The organism is Streptomonospora sp. PA3, from assembly GCF_009728995.1.
In the GTDB taxonomy this organism is placed as follows: Bacteria; Actinomycetota; Actinomycetes; order Streptosporangiales; family Streptosporangiaceae; genus Streptomonospora.
In genome coordinates this window covers 36923-55384 of record NZ_VTZW01000004.1, presented here as the reverse complement: position 1 = coordinate 55384, position 18462 = coordinate 36923, and the positions used below count along the sequence as shown (strand labels likewise).

10 protein-coding genes and 2 pseudogenes are annotated in these 18462 nt (G+C 72.0%); 3 read left to right on the top strand and 9 right to left on the bottom strand.

Features of this window, described 5'->3' with window-relative positions:
- Positions 1 to 52: 52 nt before the first annotated feature.
- The 3 genes from FZ103_RS03065 to FZ103_RS03055 form a co-directional block, all read right to left on the bottom strand.
- Positions 53 to 2335: a TRAP transporter permease gene (locus FZ103_RS03065; RefSeq protein WP_155998733.1), complete on the bottom strand. Its 2283-nt coding sequence runs from the start codon at positions 2333 to 2335 to the stop codon at positions 53 to 55.
- A 58-nt stretch (positions 2336 to 2393) separates the two neighbouring features.
- Complete coding sequence (locus FZ103_RS03060) at positions 2394 to 2903, bottom strand: DUF1850 domain-containing protein (RefSeq protein WP_343233349.1); 510 nt, start codon at positions 2901 to 2903, stop codon at positions 2394 to 2396.
- A gap of 64 nt (positions 2904 to 2967) precedes the next feature.
- The gene (locus tag FZ103_RS03055; RefSeq protein WP_155998732.1) at positions 2968 to 3957 is read right to left on the bottom strand and encodes a TAXI family TRAP transporter solute-binding subunit; all 990 of its coding nucleotides are present in this window, start codon (positions 3955 to 3957) and stop codon (positions 2968 to 2970) included.
- A gap of 322 nt (positions 3958 to 4279) precedes the next feature.
- On the opposite strand from FZ103_RS03055, the gene FZ103_RS03050 reads away from it, so the two are divergent.
- Complete coding sequence (locus FZ103_RS03050) at positions 4280 to 6511, top strand: prolyl oligopeptidase family serine peptidase (RefSeq protein ID WP_155998731.1); 2232 nt, start codon at positions 4280 to 4282, stop codon at positions 6509 to 6511.
- A gap of 832 nt (positions 6512 to 7343) precedes the next feature.
- Complete coding sequence (locus tag FZ103_RS03045; RefSeq protein ID WP_155998730.1) at positions 7344 to 7865, top strand: GNAT family N-acetyltransferase; 522 nt, start codon at positions 7344 to 7346, stop codon at positions 7863 to 7865.
- Between the two features lie 58 nt (positions 7866 to 7923).
- Here FZ103_RS03045 and FZ103_RS03040 read toward each other — a convergent pair whose 3' ends face one another.
- From FZ103_RS03040 to FZ103_RS03025, 6 genes and pseudogenes are all read right to left on the bottom strand, one after another.
- Positions 7924 to 8655, bottom strand: a complete 732-nt coding sequence (locus FZ103_RS03040) for a MerR family transcriptional regulator (RefSeq protein ID WP_343233348.1) — start codon at positions 8653 to 8655, stop codon at positions 7924 to 7926.
- 113 nt (positions 8656 to 8768) lie between these two features.
- A complete protein-coding gene (recX, locus tag FZ103_RS03035; protein ID WP_155998729.1) occupies positions 8769 to 9338 on the bottom strand; it encodes a recombination regulator RecX in 570 nt (189 codons plus the stop codon).
- Entirely contained in the window at positions 9331 to 10086 is a 756-nt protein-coding gene (locus FZ103_RS25955; RefSeq protein ID WP_343233366.1) for a hypothetical protein, read from the bottom strand. Before FZ103_RS25955 ends, recX begins: the two co-directional genes overlap by 8 nt.
- A gap of 45 nt (positions 10087 to 10131) precedes the next feature.
- Positions 10132 to 11388, bottom strand: a pseudogene (locus FZ103_RS26145) (hypothetical protein); the annotation flags it as partial.
- Positions 11389 to 11394: 6 nt separating this feature from the next.
- Positions 11395 to 12906: pseudogene (locus FZ103_RS25940) on the bottom strand (LAGLIDADG family homing endonuclease); the annotation flags it as partial.
- A 386-nt stretch (positions 12907 to 13292) separates the two neighbouring features.
- Positions 13293 to 13487 (bottom strand): DUF3046 domain-containing protein, encoded by a 195-nt coding sequence (locus FZ103_RS03025; protein WP_155998727.1) that lies wholly within the window; start codon positions 13485 to 13487, stop codon positions 13293 to 13295.
- Between the two features lie 122 nt (positions 13488 to 13609).
- On the opposite strand from FZ103_RS03025, the gene FZ103_RS03020 reads away from it, so the two are divergent.
- Entirely contained in the window at positions 13610 to 18376 is a 4767-nt protein-coding gene (locus FZ103_RS03020; protein ID WP_155998726.1) for an ATP-dependent helicase, read from the top strand.
- Positions 18377 to 18462 lie beyond the last annotated feature (86 nt).

The following is an 18462-nucleotide window of genomic DNA, read 5'->3' as shown; positions in this document are numbered from 1 at the left end:
TCGAGGTCAACGGCCGCCGCCCCCTCCTCGGCCGAGGCGGCGGCCCGCCGGACTACGGCACCGCCGGGGCCTCGCGGCGCTCCTGACCCGAGCCCCGGCCCGGCCGGTACTGCCAGGCCAGCACCGCCGCACCGGCCACCAGCCCGAACACGTCGCTCTCCCAGCCGGCGTGCAGCATCGCCAGCCCGGCCGCCGCCACGAGCAGGCGCAGCGACCAGTGCAGCCGCGTGCGCATGTAGCCCACGACCGCGACGCCCACCAGCCAGATGCCCAGCAGCGCGGTCGCCACCGCCCACGTGCCCGTCAGCCACGTCACGTCCTGCAGCAGCAGCTGCGGCGAGAACACGAACATGTAGGGCACCAGGAACCCCGACACCGCGATCCGCACCGAATGCACGCCCGTCATGATCGGGTTGCCGCCGGAGATGCCCGTGGCCGCATACGCCGCCAGGCACACCGGCGGGGTGATGTCGGCCAGGACACCGAAGTAGTACACGAACATGTGCGCCATCAGCAGCACCGCGACGGAGTTCTGCGGAACCCCCGGCTCCAGGATCGCCATGATCGCCGGCGCCGCCAGAGTCGCGGTGATGACGTAGTTCGCCGTGGTCGGCACCCCGATGCCCAGGATCAGGCACGCCAGCATCGTCAGCACCAGCGTGCACACCAGCAGCCCGGTGGTGGGGTCGACCGTCTCGAAGGTGACCGCCTGCAGTGCCGGCGCCAGGAAGTCCCGGGCCACGCCCACCAGGCCGTCGCTGAGCTTCTGGCCCAGCCCGGTCAGGGTGATGACGCCCGCGATGATGCCCGCGGCCGCACACGCCACGATGATCGGCAGCGCCACCCGGGCGGCGTCGACCAGCCCGTCCAGCAGGCTCCACAGCGTCAGCCTGTCCTCCATGCCGCGCCAGCGCCGCAGCGCGAACATGACGATCTGCGTCAGCAGGTTGACCGCGACGGTGAGCCCGATCGCGCCCATCGCCGAATAGATCGGCGAGTAGCCCACCGACAGCAGCGCGAACAGCCCGATGATGGGCACCAGCAGGTAGCCGCGCGTGGCCAGCAGCAGCCGCACATTCGGCAGCACGCTGCGCGGCATCCCCCGGATGCCCATCCGCTTGGCGTCGTAGTGCACCACCACGAACTGAGCCACGAAGAACAGCACCGCCGGGATGATCGCCGCCTGGATGATCTGCAGGTAGGGGATCCCGGTGAACTCGATCATGATGAAGGCCGCCGCCCCCATGATCGGCGGCGCGATCTGCCCGCCCGTGGAGGACGCCGCCTCGACCGCGCCGGCGTAGTTGGCCGGATAACCCGACCGCTTCATCATCGGGATGGTGAAGGCGCCGTTGCTGACGGTGTTGGCCACCGAGCTTCCGGTGATCGTGCCCGAGAACGCGCTGGTGACCACCCCGACCTTGGCCGTGCCGCCCGTGGCGCCGCCGGTCAGCCCCAGTGCCAGGTCGGTGAAGAAGCGCTCCATCCCCGTGCGGGTCAGCATCGCCGCGAAGATCAGGAACAGGAAGATGAACGTCGAGGAGATCGCCAGCGGCGTGCCGAACACGCCCTCGGTTCCCAGGAACAGCTCGGTGACGATCCGGTCGATCGTGTAGCCGGAGTGGTGCAGGAACCCGGGCAGAATCGGGCCGAAGAAGGCGTAGGCCACCATCAGCGAGGCCAGCAGCACCAGCGCCGCGCCCAGCGTCCGCTGCGCCGCCACCAGCACCAGCAGGGTCCCCACCGTGCCCACCGCCACATGCGCGGGGTCGATGACCCCCTGGGTGCGCACGATGTCCTCGTAGAACACGAACAGGTACAGCCCCGAGCCGATGCCCAGCAGCGCGAGCACGACGTCGGCCGCCGGGATCCCCAGCGGCCGCAGCGGCACATACCGCGCCGCCTGCACCAGCCCCAGGATCGCCACCGCCGGCGCCAGGACGTACCACTCGGCGATGCCCTCGACGATCGTGTAGACGACGATGCCGATCCCGCCGGCGGTCAGCGCCCAGCCGTACCACTGCTGGCGGCGGGTCTCCTGGGGGGTGTACGGGTAGAGCAGGAACACCATGCCCAGCCCCAGCGCAAGGTGGAACGAGCGCTGCTGCAGCCCCGGCAGAGTGCCGAAGTAGCCGGTGTAGAGATGGAACAGGCTCAGCGCCAGCCCCACACCGAAGATCACCCACCGCCACAGCGCGCGCACGTCGCGGCGGGTGCCCGCCGTCTCCGCGGCGACGTTGTACTGCTCGAGCTCGGCGACCTCCTTCTGCGCCTCGATGTCGCTGAAGTCGGGTCCCTCACCCGGCGGTGCCGCCGACCGCGAGTCGCTCGTCATCGCCAATCCCCTTCTCATCCGTCGTGCGGCGCGGTGCGCAGGGCAGCGCCCGCCGCCGTCAGGGCCAGGCCCCCGGCCCGCCCTCCACGCTCCACTTCAGCCGAGTGCCGTACTCGGCGACGTCCAGCAGCCGCACCCGCCGCCCGCCCGGCAGCAGCAGCACCTGCCCCGACCGGCGGCTGTTGACCATCAACTGCACCTCGCCCAGCACCCGCCCGTGGTGCAGCACCCGGTAGCCGTCCTTCCCGCGCAGGAACGTGGTGGTCGTCGCACCGATGTGCTCCGGCCCCACCGGCAGGTTCGCCCCGAAGGTGTCGAAACGCATCTCCTCCATGGCCAGCCGACCGGGCGCGGCGATCGAGAACTCCTCCTCCACCGGCCGCTTGCTCACCGAATGGGTGTAGCGCAGCGTCAGATGCTCGCCCACGGCCACCGGCTGGGACACCACCACGCGGCCCCGCTCGGCGTCGGTTATCACCAGCCGCAGCCGCCGGCCCGCCGGCGGTGCGCCCGCGGCGGCGGCACCCACCAGCCCCGCGGCCAGCACGGCCCCGCCCGCGCGCAGCACGCGGCGGCGCACGAGGACCGGCCCGCGCGCCGCCGTCGACCGCTGCTGCTGGGGTGCCCGAGCGCTACCCGAGGACGCCCTCCTCCTCGTAGTAGCGCCGCGCACCCGGGTGGAGCTCGATCGGGCCCTGGCCCTCGAGCGCGGTCTCCAGCTTGATCTGGCTGCCGACGTCGTGTCCGATCTTCCCGGCACGCTCGTACATCTCCTTCACCAGGTTGTACGCCGTGTCCTCGCCCAGGTCGGCCGTGGTGTAGAGCGTCGCCCAGTTGGTGACCGTCTCGGCCGGCTCCTCCTGGCCGCTGTAGGTGCCCGCCTCGATCGTCAGCGGGCTGTAGCTCGGGTTGTCGGAGGTCAGCTGCTCCAGACCGTCGCCGGTGATGTCGACCAGCCGCACGTCGGTGGTGGTGGCGACCTGCTCGATGCTGCCCGCCGGCAGCGCGAGGATCGCGAAGGCGGCGTCGGTCTGGCCGTCGCTGAGCTTGGAGGCCGCGTCCTCGAACGTGCTGTTGAAGACCTCGATGTCCTCCAGGCTCATCCCGTAGGCCTCGAGGATCTGCTCGGCGGCCACGGCCGTGCCGCTTCCGGGCGGGCCGATGTCCACGCGCTTGCCCTCGAGGTCCTCGATCGTCTCGATGCCGGACTCCTGGGTGGCGACGATCTGCATGACCTCGGGATAGACGTTGCCCAGCATGCGGACCTCGCCGGGATTGGACAGCGGCTCCTCCTTGAAGTCCGCCTGGCCCTGGACCGCGCTGGCCGCCACCCCGTTGACCGCCATGATCAGCTCGTTCTCGCCCTGGTCGAGCAGGCGCATGTTCTCCACCGACGCCCCGCTGGACTGGGTGCTGACGTTGACGCCCTCGATGTTGTCCGACCAGATCTTGGCCAGCTCGGCGCCGAGGGGGTAGTAGGTACCGCCGGTGCTGCCCGTGGCCATGGTCAGCTCACCGCCGGCGCCGGCGTCGCCGACCCCGCAGCCCGCGAGCGCGATGACCCCTGCGGCGGCGGCCGCGGTGACGCCCGCCAGTCGCCCGGTCCTGAGTCCCGTCCTCATTGCGCGAGTCCTCCTTGAAGAGTGCGCTGCGGCGGTGCTGTAGCACCGGCGCGAGCCCTTGACGTGTCTAGCGTGATCACCGGCCTTGAACACTGGCTGGACTATAGACACGGCGGTGATACACCGTCGCGCCCGCCGGATTACAACTAGGGAACGAATGCGCTGTTCCGGCAGCCCGCAGCGCCTGCCCGGCGATACCCCGCTCCGCCCCGTACCCGCACCGCCGCCCGCGGCACACCCTCTCCGACCTACTGCACACACGGCCGTATACCACTAAGGTCGACATGTCATCCATCCAGCCATCCGAGTGCGAAGTTTCCACATGACCGACCGCGTGACGGCCCCCTACGGCGCCTGGCCATCGCCGATCACTGCGAGCGACGTCGCCCGAGGAGAACGACGGCTGGGCCACCCCAGCGTCGCGGGCGAGGAGATCTGGTGGGAGGAGTCCCGCCCCGAGGAGGGCGGACGCACCACCGTCATGCACCGCGACGCCGAAGGCGCGGTCACCGAGCTCCTCGGCCCGGCATGGGACGTGCGCACCCGCGTCCACGAGTACGGCGGACGCTCCTACCTGCCCGTACCGCGCCGCGACGACAAGGCCCTCACCCGGTACGGCATCGTCTTCGCCAACCGCGCCGACCAGCGGCTCTACCTGCTGGAGAAGGGCGCCGCCGCGCCCGTGCCCATCAGCCCCGAACCCGAGGCCCCCTGCGGCCTGCGCTACGCCGACCTCGCCCTCGGCCCCGACGGCAAGAGCATCATCTGCGTCCAGGAGCGCCACCCCGCCCCCGGCGGCGACGGCGGCCCCGACGCCGACGCGCGGCGCCCCACCCGGTCGATCGTGTCCCTGCCGCTGTCGGGCCGCGCCGCCCACGACCCCGGCGCCGTCACCGAACTGGTCACCGGCGCCGACTTCTACGCCGCCCCCACCCCCGCACCCGACGGGCGGCACCTCGCCTGGATCGCCTGGAACCACCCCCGCATGCCCTGGGACGGCACCGAACTGCGCGTCGGCACGCTCGAAGACGCCGCAGACGGCGCAGGCCGCGCCGTCACCCACGCCTACACCCTCAAGGGCGGCGTCGCCGAGTCGGTGCTCTCCCCCCTCTGGCGCGACGACAACACCGTCGTGTTCCTCTCCGACTGGTCGGGGTGGTGGAACCTCTACGAGATCGGACTGACCGGACCGGCCGCCGCGCTCTACCCCGCCGAGGAAGAGTTCACCCACGGCTTCTCCCTGGGCCTGCAGCCCTACCGGCGGCTCGACGACGGCCGCATCGTCGCCCTGCACGGCCACGCCGACCTCACCCCCGGCGTCTACGACCCCGGCACCGCCGAACTCACCCCCTTGGACACGGGCCTGGAGAGCTGGCAGACCCTCAGCAGCGACGGACGCACCGTCGTCGGCCTGGCCGCAGGAACCCACACCCCCCAGAGCCTGGTCCGGCTCGACCCCGCGACCGGCCGCATCGAGGTCCTGCGCCGCGCCCTCGACGACCCGCCCGAACCCGGCTACCTGCCCACCCCGCGCAGCACCACCTTCAGCGGGCGCTACGGCGGCACCGTGCACGCCGCCGTCTACCCGCCCGCCAACCCCGCGGCCACCGGCGAGGGCCCTGCGCCCTATGTCGTGTGGGTGCACGGCGGGCCCGTCGCCAAGGCGCTCACCTCGCTCGACCTCGCCAAGGCCTACTTCACCAGCCGCGGGATCGGCATCGTGGACGTCAACTACGGCGGTTCGATCGGCTTCGGACGCACCTACCGCGAACGCCTGCACGAGCAGTGGGGCATCGTCGACGTCGAGGACGCCACCGCCGCCGCCCGGGCCCTGGTCGAGGAAGGCTCCGCCGACCCCGCGCGCCTGGCCGTGCGCGGCGGCAGCGCCGGCGGCCTCACCACCCTCCTCGCGCTCTGCGGCGACACCTTCGCCTGCGGCACCTCCTCCTGGGGGGTGACCGACCTGCTGCGGCTGGCCGCCGAGACCCACGACTTCGAGTCGCGCTACCTGGACGGGCTGATCGGCCCCCTGCCGGGCTACGCCGCCACCTACCGCGAACGCTCGCCCATCAACCGCACCGCCGAGATGAACGCACCCGTCCTGCTCCTGCAGGGCACCGACGACCCCGTGGTCCCGCGCGACCAGGCGCGCGCGCTCGCGGCGGGCCTGGCCGAACGCGCGATCCCGCACGCGCTGCTGGAATTCGAGGGCGAGGGCCACGGGCTGCGCTCGGCGGCCAACCAGCAGCGGGCCCTTGAGGCCGAACTCGCCTTCTACGGCGAGGTCTTCGGCTTCACCCCACCCGACGTGCCGCCGATCGAACTGGTCACCGAGGCACCGCCGGAGCGCCCGGAGACGGAGAGCGGAGACGACGGGACGAGCGGCGCCGACTCGGAGGAGGACTCCGACGCCGACCTGGTCGCCGAACCGCTGCCGCCGCTGGAGCAGACCGGCGCGGCCGGCGTGAACAGGGAGAACGGAGAGAAGGAGAAGGCCGCAGAGGCCGAGGCGACCGGCAGCCACCGGGCCGACGAACAGGCGGGCCGCGCCTGATCAAGGGCCGCTGGACTCCGCCCGCGCCCGATCACCCGCCCCTTCGTCCGGCTTCGACGTCGGGGGTGTCCGTGCGGTCGCGCTCGGCGCCGAAAGCGGCCGCACGGACACCCCCGGCGCGACCGGGACGGGAACGAGCTGCATCGAACGCCGCGGCACAGGTTCCCCCTGCCCGAACCCCGCATCGGCGCCATGGCCACATCCGGACATCTGCGGCCCCGATGCCACCGCACGCGCGGCCATCAAGGCAAACAGGGCCTTCTGACCCGAAGAACGGGGATGAAACGCCCTTGCGCGGAAATGTCCCATCGTCCCCGGACACGGGATCGGCGCCGCAACGGCGGAACCCCCGGTTCTGCACCAGGCGCCACCGCCCCGCCGCAATCACGGGCCGACCGCGCGCACACCCGGCTCTTGTGGCCGCCTGCGCCCGTCCGTAACCTCACCGTTGCCGCCGCACTGTCACAGTCCCCCTGGTTCTCGACAGCGCGGAATACGCGGTTCCGGCCCCGCGTCACCGCCACAGCCCTCGGCGGCGCCGCGGGGTGCCGCCACCGCCCCGGCACTTCCCTCCCGCCGCAAAGGGCGCGACCACCGATCCGACACATCGGAGCCCGCGGCCGACCCGCCTCCCGCCCAGCCGCGCAGCCGCGCCGCCGCCGCACCCGACCCGTGCCCGCAGTCGGCCGGCCGCTCCTCCCGCCTCGACGGTGATCGGCACCGCCGCGCACTCCGCCGCCCGGCTACCCTTCACCCCGGATGCCGCAGCGCGGCCGGAGGACGCAGCACCCTCCCCGGCCGCCCGAACACCACACGCGAGGGGGAGTCCGCGATGCCCACGACACGGCTGTTCACCTCTGCGGACGCACCCGAGCTGGCGGCGCTGGTGCGGCGCAACCGCGACTTCCTCGCCCCCTGGGAACCCGAGCGCGACGAGAGCTACTACGCCACCGAGACCCAGCACGCCCGCCTCCAGCACGCGTTGCGGGAACACGCGGCGGGCCGGATGGTCCCGCTGGCGATCCTGGACGACGCCGACCGGATCGCCGGAGGCGTCACCGTGAACTCGATCGACCGCGGCGCCTTCCAATCCGCCGCCATCGGCTACTGGGTCAGCGAATCCCACAACGGCCGCGGCCTGGCCACCCGGGCCGTCGCCGAAACCGTCCGGATGGCGTTCACCGACCTCGGCCTGCACCGCCTCCAGGCCGAGACCCTCCCCCACAACACGGCCTCGCAGCGGGTGCTGCTCAGCAACGGCTTCACCCCCTACGGCAGGGCACCGGAATACCTGCGCATCGCCGGCCGGTGGCAGGAGCACATCCTCTACCAGGCCATCACCCCGAGCAGCTGACCTCCACCCCTCCCCCGGCCCGCTCCCCGCAGGCGCGCCCGCCGGGAACGGGCCGCCCTCACTCCTCCCGCGGTGCCGCGGGTCCGCCGTCGCGGGTGAGAAAGGCGTGCAGCAGCCCCGCACCCCGCAGCATCTCCCGGGTCCGGCGGTCGTGGGAGGCCCGGCGCTCGGCGATCGCCTCACGCAGCGCGCCCGTACCGCCCGTCCGCCTCAGCTCATCGAGCACCGGGCGGATACGGTCGAAGGAATACCGGCCCTGCCGCAGCATGCGGATGATCCGAGCATCGCGCACCGCCTCGGGACCGTACCTGCGGTACCCGGTGCCCGCCTCGCGCGCCGGCGCCAGCAGCCCCGCCGCCTCCCACACCCGCAGCGCCGACGTGCGCACCCCCAGCAGGCCCGCCAACTCGCCGACCCGCAGCGCCGGACCTCCCGGCTCCGGGCGCCCGTCCAGGTAGGACGCAGCGGCCTCCGCCACCGCCTCGCTCACCGCATCGGCCGCCACCCGCTGCTCGTAGACCTCCGCGTGTCCCGCATCGACCGACCGCAGGGCCAGCGGCTCGTCGCCGGCGTGAACCGCACGCATGATCGCGCGCGCCCGCTCCGGCCCGAATCCCGCGGCCAGCGCCCGGTAGGCCAGCAGCGCCTGCAGATGCCCGCGATCGTAGACCCGGTAGCCGGACTCCGTCCGCGGCACGGGCGGCAGCACGCCCTCCTCCTCGTGGTTGCGGACCTGCTGCGTCGAGATCCCCGCCTCCCGGGCCAGGTCGACCGTGCGCAACCGTGCCACCACACACTCCACCCATCCACCGGGCGCAGACGCCGCAATCCGGCCACGCCGCCCGACCGCCGCGCCGAACCTCGTACTCGGGGCGCCACCACCGCAGCGCCGGACCCGTTCGACTACTCCATGTCGGGATCGGGAAGCTCCACCTCGGCGCCCTCGGCCTCCAACTCCTCGCGGACCACGCGGTAGGCCAGACCGGCCGCGTACCCCTTCCGCGCCAGCATGGCCAGCGCACGGCGCGCCCGCGCCGCCGCATCCAGTCCGCGGGAGGAAGCCAGCTTGCGCCGCGCCAACCGCCGCGCCGTCTCCTCCTCCTGATCGGGGCTGAGCTCCTCGACGGCGTCGCGCACCGTGACCTCGTCCACCCCGCGCCGCCGCAGCTCGGCCGCCAGCGCCTTGCGGCCCAACCCCCGCCCAGCGTGCCGGGAGTCGACCCAGGCGTCGGCGAACGCCGCGTCGTCGATCAGCCCGACCTCGCTGAAGCGGCCCAGCACCGACTCGGCCACGTCGTCGTCGACGCCCCGCCGCCGCAGTGCCTGGGCGAGCTGGGCCCGCGTGCGCGGGGCCGAGGTCAGCAGGCGCAGGCAGATGCCGCGCGCCCTGGCCTCGGGATCCCCGCCGTCAGCGGACCCGCCCGCCCAGGAACCGGAGTCGGCGTCGCCGAACCCCTCGTGCTGATCAGGCATCCGCCGGCGGGGTGGTCTTGGCCCTGCTCGCCCGCTTGGCCGGCGCGGCCGCGGCGTCGGTGTCCTTGCCCGCGGCGTCCTTGGCACCGGCGTCCTTCGCGCCCGCGCCCTTGGCGGAATCGGCCGCCTTGGCATCGGACGCCGAGGACTCCGCGGAGTCGTCGCCCGCACCGGGCACGCCCAGCTTCTCCTTGATCTTCTTCTCGATCTCGTTGGCCATGTCGACGTTCTCGCGCAGGAAGTTGCGGGCGTTCTCCTTACCCTGCCCGAGCTGGGTGCCCTCGTAGGTGTACCAGGCACCCGACTTGCGCACGACGCCCTGCTCCACCCCGAGATCGATCAGCCCGCCCTCGCGGGAGATGCCGACGCCGTAGAGGATGTCGAACTCCGCCTGCTTGAACGGCGGCGCCACCTTGTTCTTCACGACCTTGACCCGAGTCCGGTTCCCGACCGCGTCGGTCCCGTCCTTCAACGTCTCGATCCGCCGCACATCCAGCCGCACCGATGAATAAAACTTCAACGCCCGCCCGCCGGTGGTGGTCTCAGGGCTGTTGTGAACCATGATCCCGTCGGCGAAGTAGTTGTGGGAGCCCTCCACTTCGATGTCATAGCGGCCCGCGCGCCCCGCGGTCGGAGCCTTCGGGGTGATATCCCGCACAACTGCTGGGCTGGGTCGCAGGACGGGTTCGGACAACTCGGGCTCGATATCGAAATACCCACGGAACCCCGGAAGGAGTTTGTAGTCCATAGATGGATGCACGTAAGGCGCAATAAGTTCTTGGAATTTCTTGGACGATTCCGCGGTGAACGTCAGGTACCAGACCTTCCGCGCCCCTCGCGGACGCAACTTCACATCGAATTCGAAGGTATCGCGAAGGTAGTCGGCGATCCTCTGCCTCGATCCGGGACTCATAGCTTCGACGCAGATCTCGACACGCCCGCTTCCCCCCTCGGTGCGGGCCTGGCGTCCATCGGTTCGCAGCGCGAATGAACCATCATCCATGTACCAGACGGCCAGTGCAAGCGGTGTCAAGCTCTTCAGGTAGTCCCACGTTATATGCTTCTGACCGTCTCCGGCATAGACCGTCCGGCGAAGCTCGCCCAGTTCCGCCAGCGGGGTGAAGTCAGCGAATACAGCGCCCTTGGTGTTCGAGGTCAGCGAATGAGGAATGTTCTCCAGCATCGCGACCTTCCAGTTCAGGTAATCCGCCTGCTTGGCACCGTGTCCCATCCGGAAACGACCGCTCTCGGCATCCCTCCGCACGGGCGCTGAAAGGCAGCCGTCCCCGAGCAGCGAGCCCAGGACGACCTGTTTTTGAGTGTCGTTGAGATAGTAAGGTTGAGCCAGCATGACTCGGTCGCCCACCATGAGCTCACCGGCCTCGCGCCAACCGCCTGGAGTTCGCACGAGGTGGTTCGGCGTCAGCTCCATGTGGGCGTAACCGTGGCCCCTTCCGCCACCTGCTCGCTCGACCTTGAAGTGCAGAAATTCTTCTGTCCGGCCGTTGTCGAACCAATTAGTGATGCGCCGAGGAACGATCTCTCCGAGTTCTGGGTCGTACGAAAGTACATCGACATCCATCTTCTGATTGACGATCTTTCCGATCCGCTCACGAGAACCGTCGGAAAGCGTCACCCAAGTATCCCAAGATGCGCATCCGAACATTACCCCGACCTTCTCCCTCAGCTGATTAATGAAAATCGCCGTGGTTCCGGTCTGGTGCAATGCACCCGCGATTTTTCGGAGTGCCTGGGACATCAGGCGGGCCTGGAGACCGACGTGGCTGTCGCCCATCTCGCCCTCGATCTCCGCGCGCGGGACGAGGGCCGCCACGGAGTCGACGACCAGAATCGTGACCGCGCCGGAGCGGATCAGCATGTCCGCGATTTCCAGGGCCTGCTCACCGGTGTCGGGCTGGGAAAGCAGCAGATCGTCGGTGTTGACGCCGATCTTCTTCGCGTATTCCGGGTCGAGCGCGTGCTCCGCGTCGATGAATGCGGCGATCCCTCCGGACTTTTGCGCATTCGCCACGGCGTGCAGCGCGACACTCGTGTTGTGCGAAAGCATGCCCTCGGCCAGGAAGCTGTGGGTGTCCGGCAGCATCAGGTCGAAGGTGGGCTGGAGTCCGCCGTCCTCGATGGCGGCGACCGCCTCGTAGGTGTAGGGCGCGTTGGAGAGGTAGCGCAGGTAGTCCAGAATCGGCTGGACGGACGGACCGATCAGATGCGGGCGGTCCTCGGCCCAGCGGACGATGTTGCGCAGGGTCTCGCGGTCGCAGGGGAGGTCCATGTCGGTGCGGAAGAGGTCGCCCGCGATCTCGTCGAAGTAGCGGTCGCCGCCGAGGGCGTCGCGCAGGCTGCGCACCAGGCCGCTCAGGTGCGGAACGCTCTCCAGGCGGGCGTTGTGCAGGGTCAGCCGGAAGTTGCGCTCGACCTGGGCGGCGCGGCGCTCGGAGCGGAATCCGACCTCTTCGAGGAAGCGGTGGGCGACCGTCGGGTTGACGATGACGCTCCAGTAGGTGCGCTTGTAGTCGGCGTTGTACTTGCCGTACACGGAAGCCGGGACGCCCAGCCCGTAGAGCATCAGTTGGACGTCGCGGGCGAGTTCCTCGGAGGCCGTGCCGAGTCCGATGGTGGAGCTGGTGTCGATCCAGCCGTCTCCCTCGAAGAGCGCCGAGAGGAACGCGCGCTGGGCCTTGTCGCCCGCCGTTCGGACGCAGTGGGGCACGGTCTTCTTGGCCGCACCGCAGTAGTCGAGGCCGTAGGTCGCGGCCACGTGCTCGCGGGTCGCCTTGCCCGAGATGATGTACTCGGTGCAGTTGCTGCCTGCGTATTCGCGGACTTCGGTGTCGAGCAGCCAGCGGGCGAGGCTGCTGAATTCGGCGCCGACTTCCGGGTTGCCGTTGGTGAACCGCAGCGAGTACTTCTCGCCCAGGGTTCCTTCGGCGACGAGGTAGCCGAGGAATACGGCTTCGTCCTCGCTCAGGCCGCCGCCCGAGGCCGCCTCCTTGGCCCCGAACCGGGCGGAGACGACGGTGTCGCCGGGAGCGAGGTCGCCGGCCTTGCGCCAGACGATGTAGCCGTCGGTGTTCATCACCCGCAGCGGGTGGTTGTGTGTCACCGAGACGCGGCGCCCCGACTCCAGGGTGATGCGCAGGACCGGCTTGCGGTTGTTGTGGGTGAGTGCGGCGACGGGTTCGAGTTCGCCGCGCTCGTTGACGGCGCGGATTCCCAGCTCACGAACGTCGGTGGTCCTGCTGGTGCAGCTGGTGCGCTGCCCGGCGCGCTCGAACAGCTCCTCAACGGTCTCCAGACCGCGGTCCGTCCACACGCGGGTGTCGGCGACGAGACACTTCCCCGACGATTCCGGTCCGTATACCTCCACAATGCGGCCGCGCGGGATTCCGCCGATCCCAAGGGCGACGTCGAGGGAAATGGATCCGGTGGGAATGGATTCGATCGGCGGGCGGTCGTCATCGCCGAGGCGCATGACGGAGCCCTTGCCGAATTGGCGCTCGATCTGTGCGAGCGCGGTTTCGAGAGCCTTCTCTCGATCAGCAGCAGCCACGGGGAACCCCTGTTGGGTCGACGTCTTCTTGTTCATCTTGGGTGCGACGCTACGCGGCGGCGGGGACAAACCTCGACCGCGGTGGTGCGCCTGTGGACGGGCGCGGCGGCCGCGGGCCGACCGCCGGGTGCGCGTCCACTCGCAGACGCCCGACCGAGGGGCGTCGTGGTCCGCCGGAGGCCGAACGGCGAGCACGGCACGCCGCACCTCGTCGGCCCCGGATACATCGCAAGCCTACCCGAACCTCTGTTCGACCGCCCGCCGTACCCGGCGATCCGGGCGCGTCGGCCGGGGCGGCGGGCGGTTGCCGCGGGCGGGGCGGCGTTTCCCTCTCCGGTGCAGGTCGGCGGCGCTCGCGCCGACCCGTCGCCGGGTTCTCGGTGTTCTCAGCGTGCGTTGGCGGGCAGGTCGAAGGTGTCGCAGACGGCTCGCCACACCTCCTTGGCGCTGATGCCGTCGGCGAGGGCCTGTTCGACCGTGCGGGAGCCGAGCGCTTCGATGACGTGGTCGCGGGCGAGGCTCTCGGCGTAGGCCTCGCCGAACTCCTCGTGCATGCGCTCCCAAAAGTGCGAAAGTCTCATCACCACCAGTATCGACCGCCGCGGCGGCTCTGTCACCTCCGCAGACGCGGTTGTGGACGGGCGCGGCCCGGCCGGGCGGCGGCCTGCTCGGTTTCGTCACAGGCGCGTTGCAGACTGGGGCCATGTCCTCGGCAGGCGATCCCGGCACCAGCGGCTCCGGAACCGGTGGCGGCGACCCGCTGGGCCGCTTCTCGCGGGCCACGCGCGCGTGGTTCGAGCAGGCCTTTCCCGCGGGTCCCACGCCGGCGCAGACCGGCGCGTGGGATGCCGTCTCGCGCGGCGAGAACACGCTGGTGGTGGCTCCGACCGGGTCGGGCAAGACGCTCTCGGCGTTCCTGTGGGCGCTGGACGGCCTGGCCGGGCGGCCGGTGCCCGAGGAGCGGGCGCGGCGGTGCCGGGTGCTGTACGTCTCGCCGCTGAAGGCGCTGGCGGCCGACATCGAGCGCAACCTGCGGGCGCCGCTGTCGGGTATCCGGCGGGCCGCCGAGTCGGCCGGGATCGCGGCCCCCGAGTTGTCGGTGGGGCTGCGCACCGGCGACACCCCGGCCGACGAGCGGCGCAGGCTGGCCACCCGCCCTCCCGACATCCTGATCACCACGCCGGAGTCGCTGTTTCTGGTGCTGACCTCGCAGGCGCGGGCGGGGCTGTCGGGTGTCGAGACGGTGATCGTGGACGAGGTGCACGCGCTGGCGGGCACGAAGCGGGGCGCGCATCTGGCGTTGAGCCTGGAGCGGCTGGACGCGCTGCTGGCGGCTCCGGCGCAGCGGATCGGGCTGTCGGCGACGGTGCGTCCGCCGGAGGAGGTGGCGGCGTTTCTGGGCGGACCGCGTCCGGCCGCGGTGGTGGCGCCGCCGAACACGCCGTCGCTGGATGTGCGGATCGTGGTGCCCGTCGAGGACATGACCGAGTTGGAGGCGTCGGTCCCGGCGCCGCGGGCGGACGACCGCGCGTCGAAGGCGCGCGCGTCGATCTGGCCGCATGTGGAGGAGCGGGTGCTGGATCTGGTGGAGCGGCACTCCTCCTCGATCGTGTTCTGCAATTCGCGGCGGGTGGCCGAGCGGTTGTGTGCGCGGTTGAACGAGCTCGCCGACGAGCGGCGCGCGGCCGCCGGAGGTTCGGCGGGCTCCGGTGCTCCGCCCGGCGCGTCTTCCCCCGTGCCGGGCGGTTCGCCGGGGCCGCGGGTGTCTCCGGCGGAGCTGATGGCCGAGGCGGGGCAGACCTATGGGGCCGAGGCGGGAGTGGTGGCGCGGGCGCACCACGGTTCGGTGTCCAAGGGCGAGCGCGCGGTCATCGAGGCGGACCTGAAGGCGGGGCGCCTGCCGTGCGTGGTGGCCACCTCCAGTCTGGAGCTGGGCATCGACATGGGGGCGGTGGATCTGGTGGTCCAGGTGGAGTCTCCGCCGTCGGTGGCCAGCGGGCTGCAGCGTGTGGGCCGTGCGGGGCACAGTGTGGGCGAGGTGTCGCGGGGGGTGGTGTTTCCGAAGTTCCGGGGGGATCTGCTGGCGGCGTCGGTGGTGGTCGAGCGTATGCGCGGGGGGCTGATCGAGGAGCTGCGGATGCCGCGCAATCCGCTGGATGTGCTGGCGCAGCAGGTGGTGGCGATGGCGGCGATGGACGAGTGGGAGGTGGCGGGGCTGGGTGCGCTGGTGCGGCGTGCGGCTCCGTTCGCGTCGCTGCCGGATTCGGCGCTGGCGGGGGTGCTGGACATGCTTTCGGGGCGTTATCCCTCGGATGAGTTCGCGGAGCTGCGGCCGCGGCTGGTGTGGGATCGCGAGGACGGCGGGTCGGGTTCGGGCGGCCGGGTGCGGGGGCGGCCGGGTGCGCAGCGGCTGGCGGTGACCAGCGGCGGGACGATTCCGGATCGGGGCATGTATGCGGTGCATCTGGCGTCGGGGGGCGGTTCGGGGCCGTCGCGGGTGGGTGAGCTGGATGAGGAGATGGTCTATGAGTCGCGGGTGGGCGATGTGTTCGTGCTGGGTGCGAGCGCGTGGCGGATCGAGTCGATCACCGCGGACCGGGTGATGGTGTCGCCGGCTCCGGGGCGTCCGGGGCGGTTGCCGTTCTGGAAGGCGGATGCGTTGGGGCGTCCGGCGGAGTTGGGGCGGGCGATCGGCGGGTTGGCGCGGGAGTTGCGCGGGCTCGGGGAGCCGGCGGCGGTGGAGCGTGCGCGGGATGCGGGGTTGGACGCGTGGGCGGCGGCCAATCTCGTGGGTTATCTGGATGAGCAGGCGGAGTCGACGGGGTGGGTGCCCGACGACCGGACGATCGTGGTGGAGCGGTTCCGCGACGAGTTGGGTGATTGGCGGGCGGTGGTGCATTCGCCGCTGGGTGCGCGGGTGCACGCGCCCTGGGCGCTGGTGGTGGGGGCGCGGTTGCGCGAGCGCTATGGAGTGGATGCGCAGGTGGTGCACGGCGATGACGGGATCGTGGTGCGGTTGCCGGATGTCGAGGACGACGGTGGGGCCGGGCCGGGCCGGGGCCGCGGCGGTCCGGGCGGGTTGGCGGAGTCGCTGCTGGTGGCTCCGGACGAGGTCGAGGACGCGGTCGCGGCGGAGCTGGGTTCCTCGGCGCTGTTCGCGGCGCGGTTCCGGGAGTGTGCGGCGCGGGCGCTGCTGCTGCCGCGGCGGCGTCCGGGGCGGCGGATGCCGTTGTGGCAGCAGCGGCAGCGGTCGGCGCAGTTGTTGTCGGTTGCGGGGCGGTTCGGGTCGTTTCCGATCGTTTCGGAGGCGGCGCGGGAGTGTCTGCGTGATGTGTTCGACGTGGGCGCCTTGGCGGAGCTGATGGCCGATGTGCGGGCGCGTCGGGTGCGGGTGGTGGAGGTCGAGACGCAGCGGGCGTCGCCGTTCGCGCAGTCGTTGCTGATGGGGTACACGGCGGCGTTTCTGTATGAGGGGGATGCGCCGGCGGCGGAGTTGCGGGCGCAGGCGCTGACTCTGGATTCGCAGTTGCTGGCGGATCTGCTGGGGCGGGCGGATCTGCGGGAGCTGCTGGATGGCGAGGCGGTGGCGGAGTACGAGGCGTGGTTGCAGCGGTTGGCGCCGGAGCGGCGGATGGATCCGGCGTGGGGGCGCGAGGGGGCTGCGGATCTGCTGCGGGAGTTGGGGCCGCTGAGTGCGGCGGAGGCGGGCGAGCGGGGGGTCTCGGCGGAGTCGCTGGCGGAGCTGGGTGAAGCCGGGCGGGCTGTGCTGGTGCGTGTGGGCGGTGAGTGGCGGTGGGCGGCGGTGGAGGACGCCGCTCGGCTGCGTGATGGTGCGGGTGTGGAGCTGCCGGAGTGGTTGGCGGCGCCGGAGGGGTCGGGCGGCGGTGCGTTCGAGGGGGCGGCTGAGGCGTTCGCGGCTGCGGTGGCCGATCCGCTGGGGGATCTGGTGTCGCGGTATGCGCGGACGCACGGCCCGTTTTCTGCGGGGGAGGCGGCGGCGCGGCTGGGTGTGGACCGGGGTGCCGTGGTGGAGGTGCTGCGCCGGTTGGCGGGCGGCGGGCGCGTGGTCGAGGGCGAGTTCCGGCCGGGCGGTCAGGGCGCGGAGTGGTGTGATGCCGATGTGCTGCGGGCGCTGCGGCGGCGGTCGGTGGCGCGGTTGCGGCGCGAGGTGGAGCCGGTGCCGCAGCGTGCGTTGGGGCGGTTCGTGCCGGCGTGGCAGCGTGTGGGGCCGGGGCGGCGGTTGAGCGGTGCGGACGGCGTTTTCGCGGCGGTGGAGTCGTTGCGAGGGGCGCCGGTGCCGGCTTCTGCGCTGGAGTCGCTGGTGCTGCCGGCGCGGGTCGAGGGGTATGCGCCGGCGCTGCTGGACGGGTTGACGCATGCGGGCGAGGTGCTGTGGGTGGGGGCGGGTCCGCTGGCGGGCAACGACGGGTGGGTGTGCCTGGTGCCGGCCGATGAGGCGGAGGTGCTGCTGCCGGAGCCGGCGGTCGAGGACGCGGGGGCGTCGGGGGTGCATGCGGCGGTGGTGGCGGCGCTGCGCGAGGGGGGTGCGCTGTTCTTCCGGGATGTCGCCGATCGGGTGGTGCGGGCCGAGGGGGCGGCCGCGGTGTCGGATGCGGCGGTCGTGGCGGCGTTGTGGGATCTGGTGTGGGCGGGCCGGGTCGGCAACGACTCTCTGGCCGGGTTGCGTGCGCTGCTGGGCGCGGGTGGTACGGCGCATCGGAGCCGGTCGCGCCGGGCGGTGATGCCGAGCCGGACGGGTCCGCCGACGGCGGCGGGGCGGTGGTGGCTGCTTCCGGAGCGGGAGCCGGATCCGACGCGGCGGGCGGCGGCGGGTGCGGGTGCGCTGCTGGACCGCTACGGGGTGGTCACGCGCGGGTCCGTGGTGGCCGAGCAGGTGCGGCGGGGCGATCGCCGGTCGGGCGGGCGCGGTGCTGGGGGTTTCAGCGCGGTGTATCCGGTGCTGCGGGGGTTCGAGGATGCGGGGCGTGCGCGGCGGGGCTATTTCGTGGAGGGGCTGGGGGCGGCGCAGTTCGCGCTGCCGGGTGCGGTGGATCGGCTGCGTTCGTTCGGAGGCGGGGACGCGCGTACGGGGGCGGGCGGCGGCGAGGCTCCGCTGGTGCTCGCGGCGGCGGATCCGGCCAACGTCTACGGTGCGGCGCTGCCGTGGCCCGCGGTGGCGGAGTCGGCGGGGCGGCCGGGGCGCAAGGCGGGTGCGCTGGTGGTGCTGGACGGCGGTGTGCCGACGCTGTATCTGGAGCGGGGTGGCCGTTCGGCGGTCACGTTCGGGTCGGGTGCCGCGGAGCTGGAGCGCGCGGCGCGGGCGCTGGCGGAGCTGGTGCACGCGGGGAGTGTGGCGTCGCTGACGGTGGAGCGCTGCGACGGCGCGGGGGTGTTCGGGTCGCCGTTGGATGCGGCGCTGGCCGGCGCCGGTTTCCACGCGACTCCCAAGGCGCTGCGGCTGCGGCGGTGAGGGGCGGCGTGGCCGCCGTGGTGCGGGCCGCGGGGTAATCGGCTCGCGTCGGCGGGTGGCGGCCGGTGAGGATGGGTGCGTCGGGT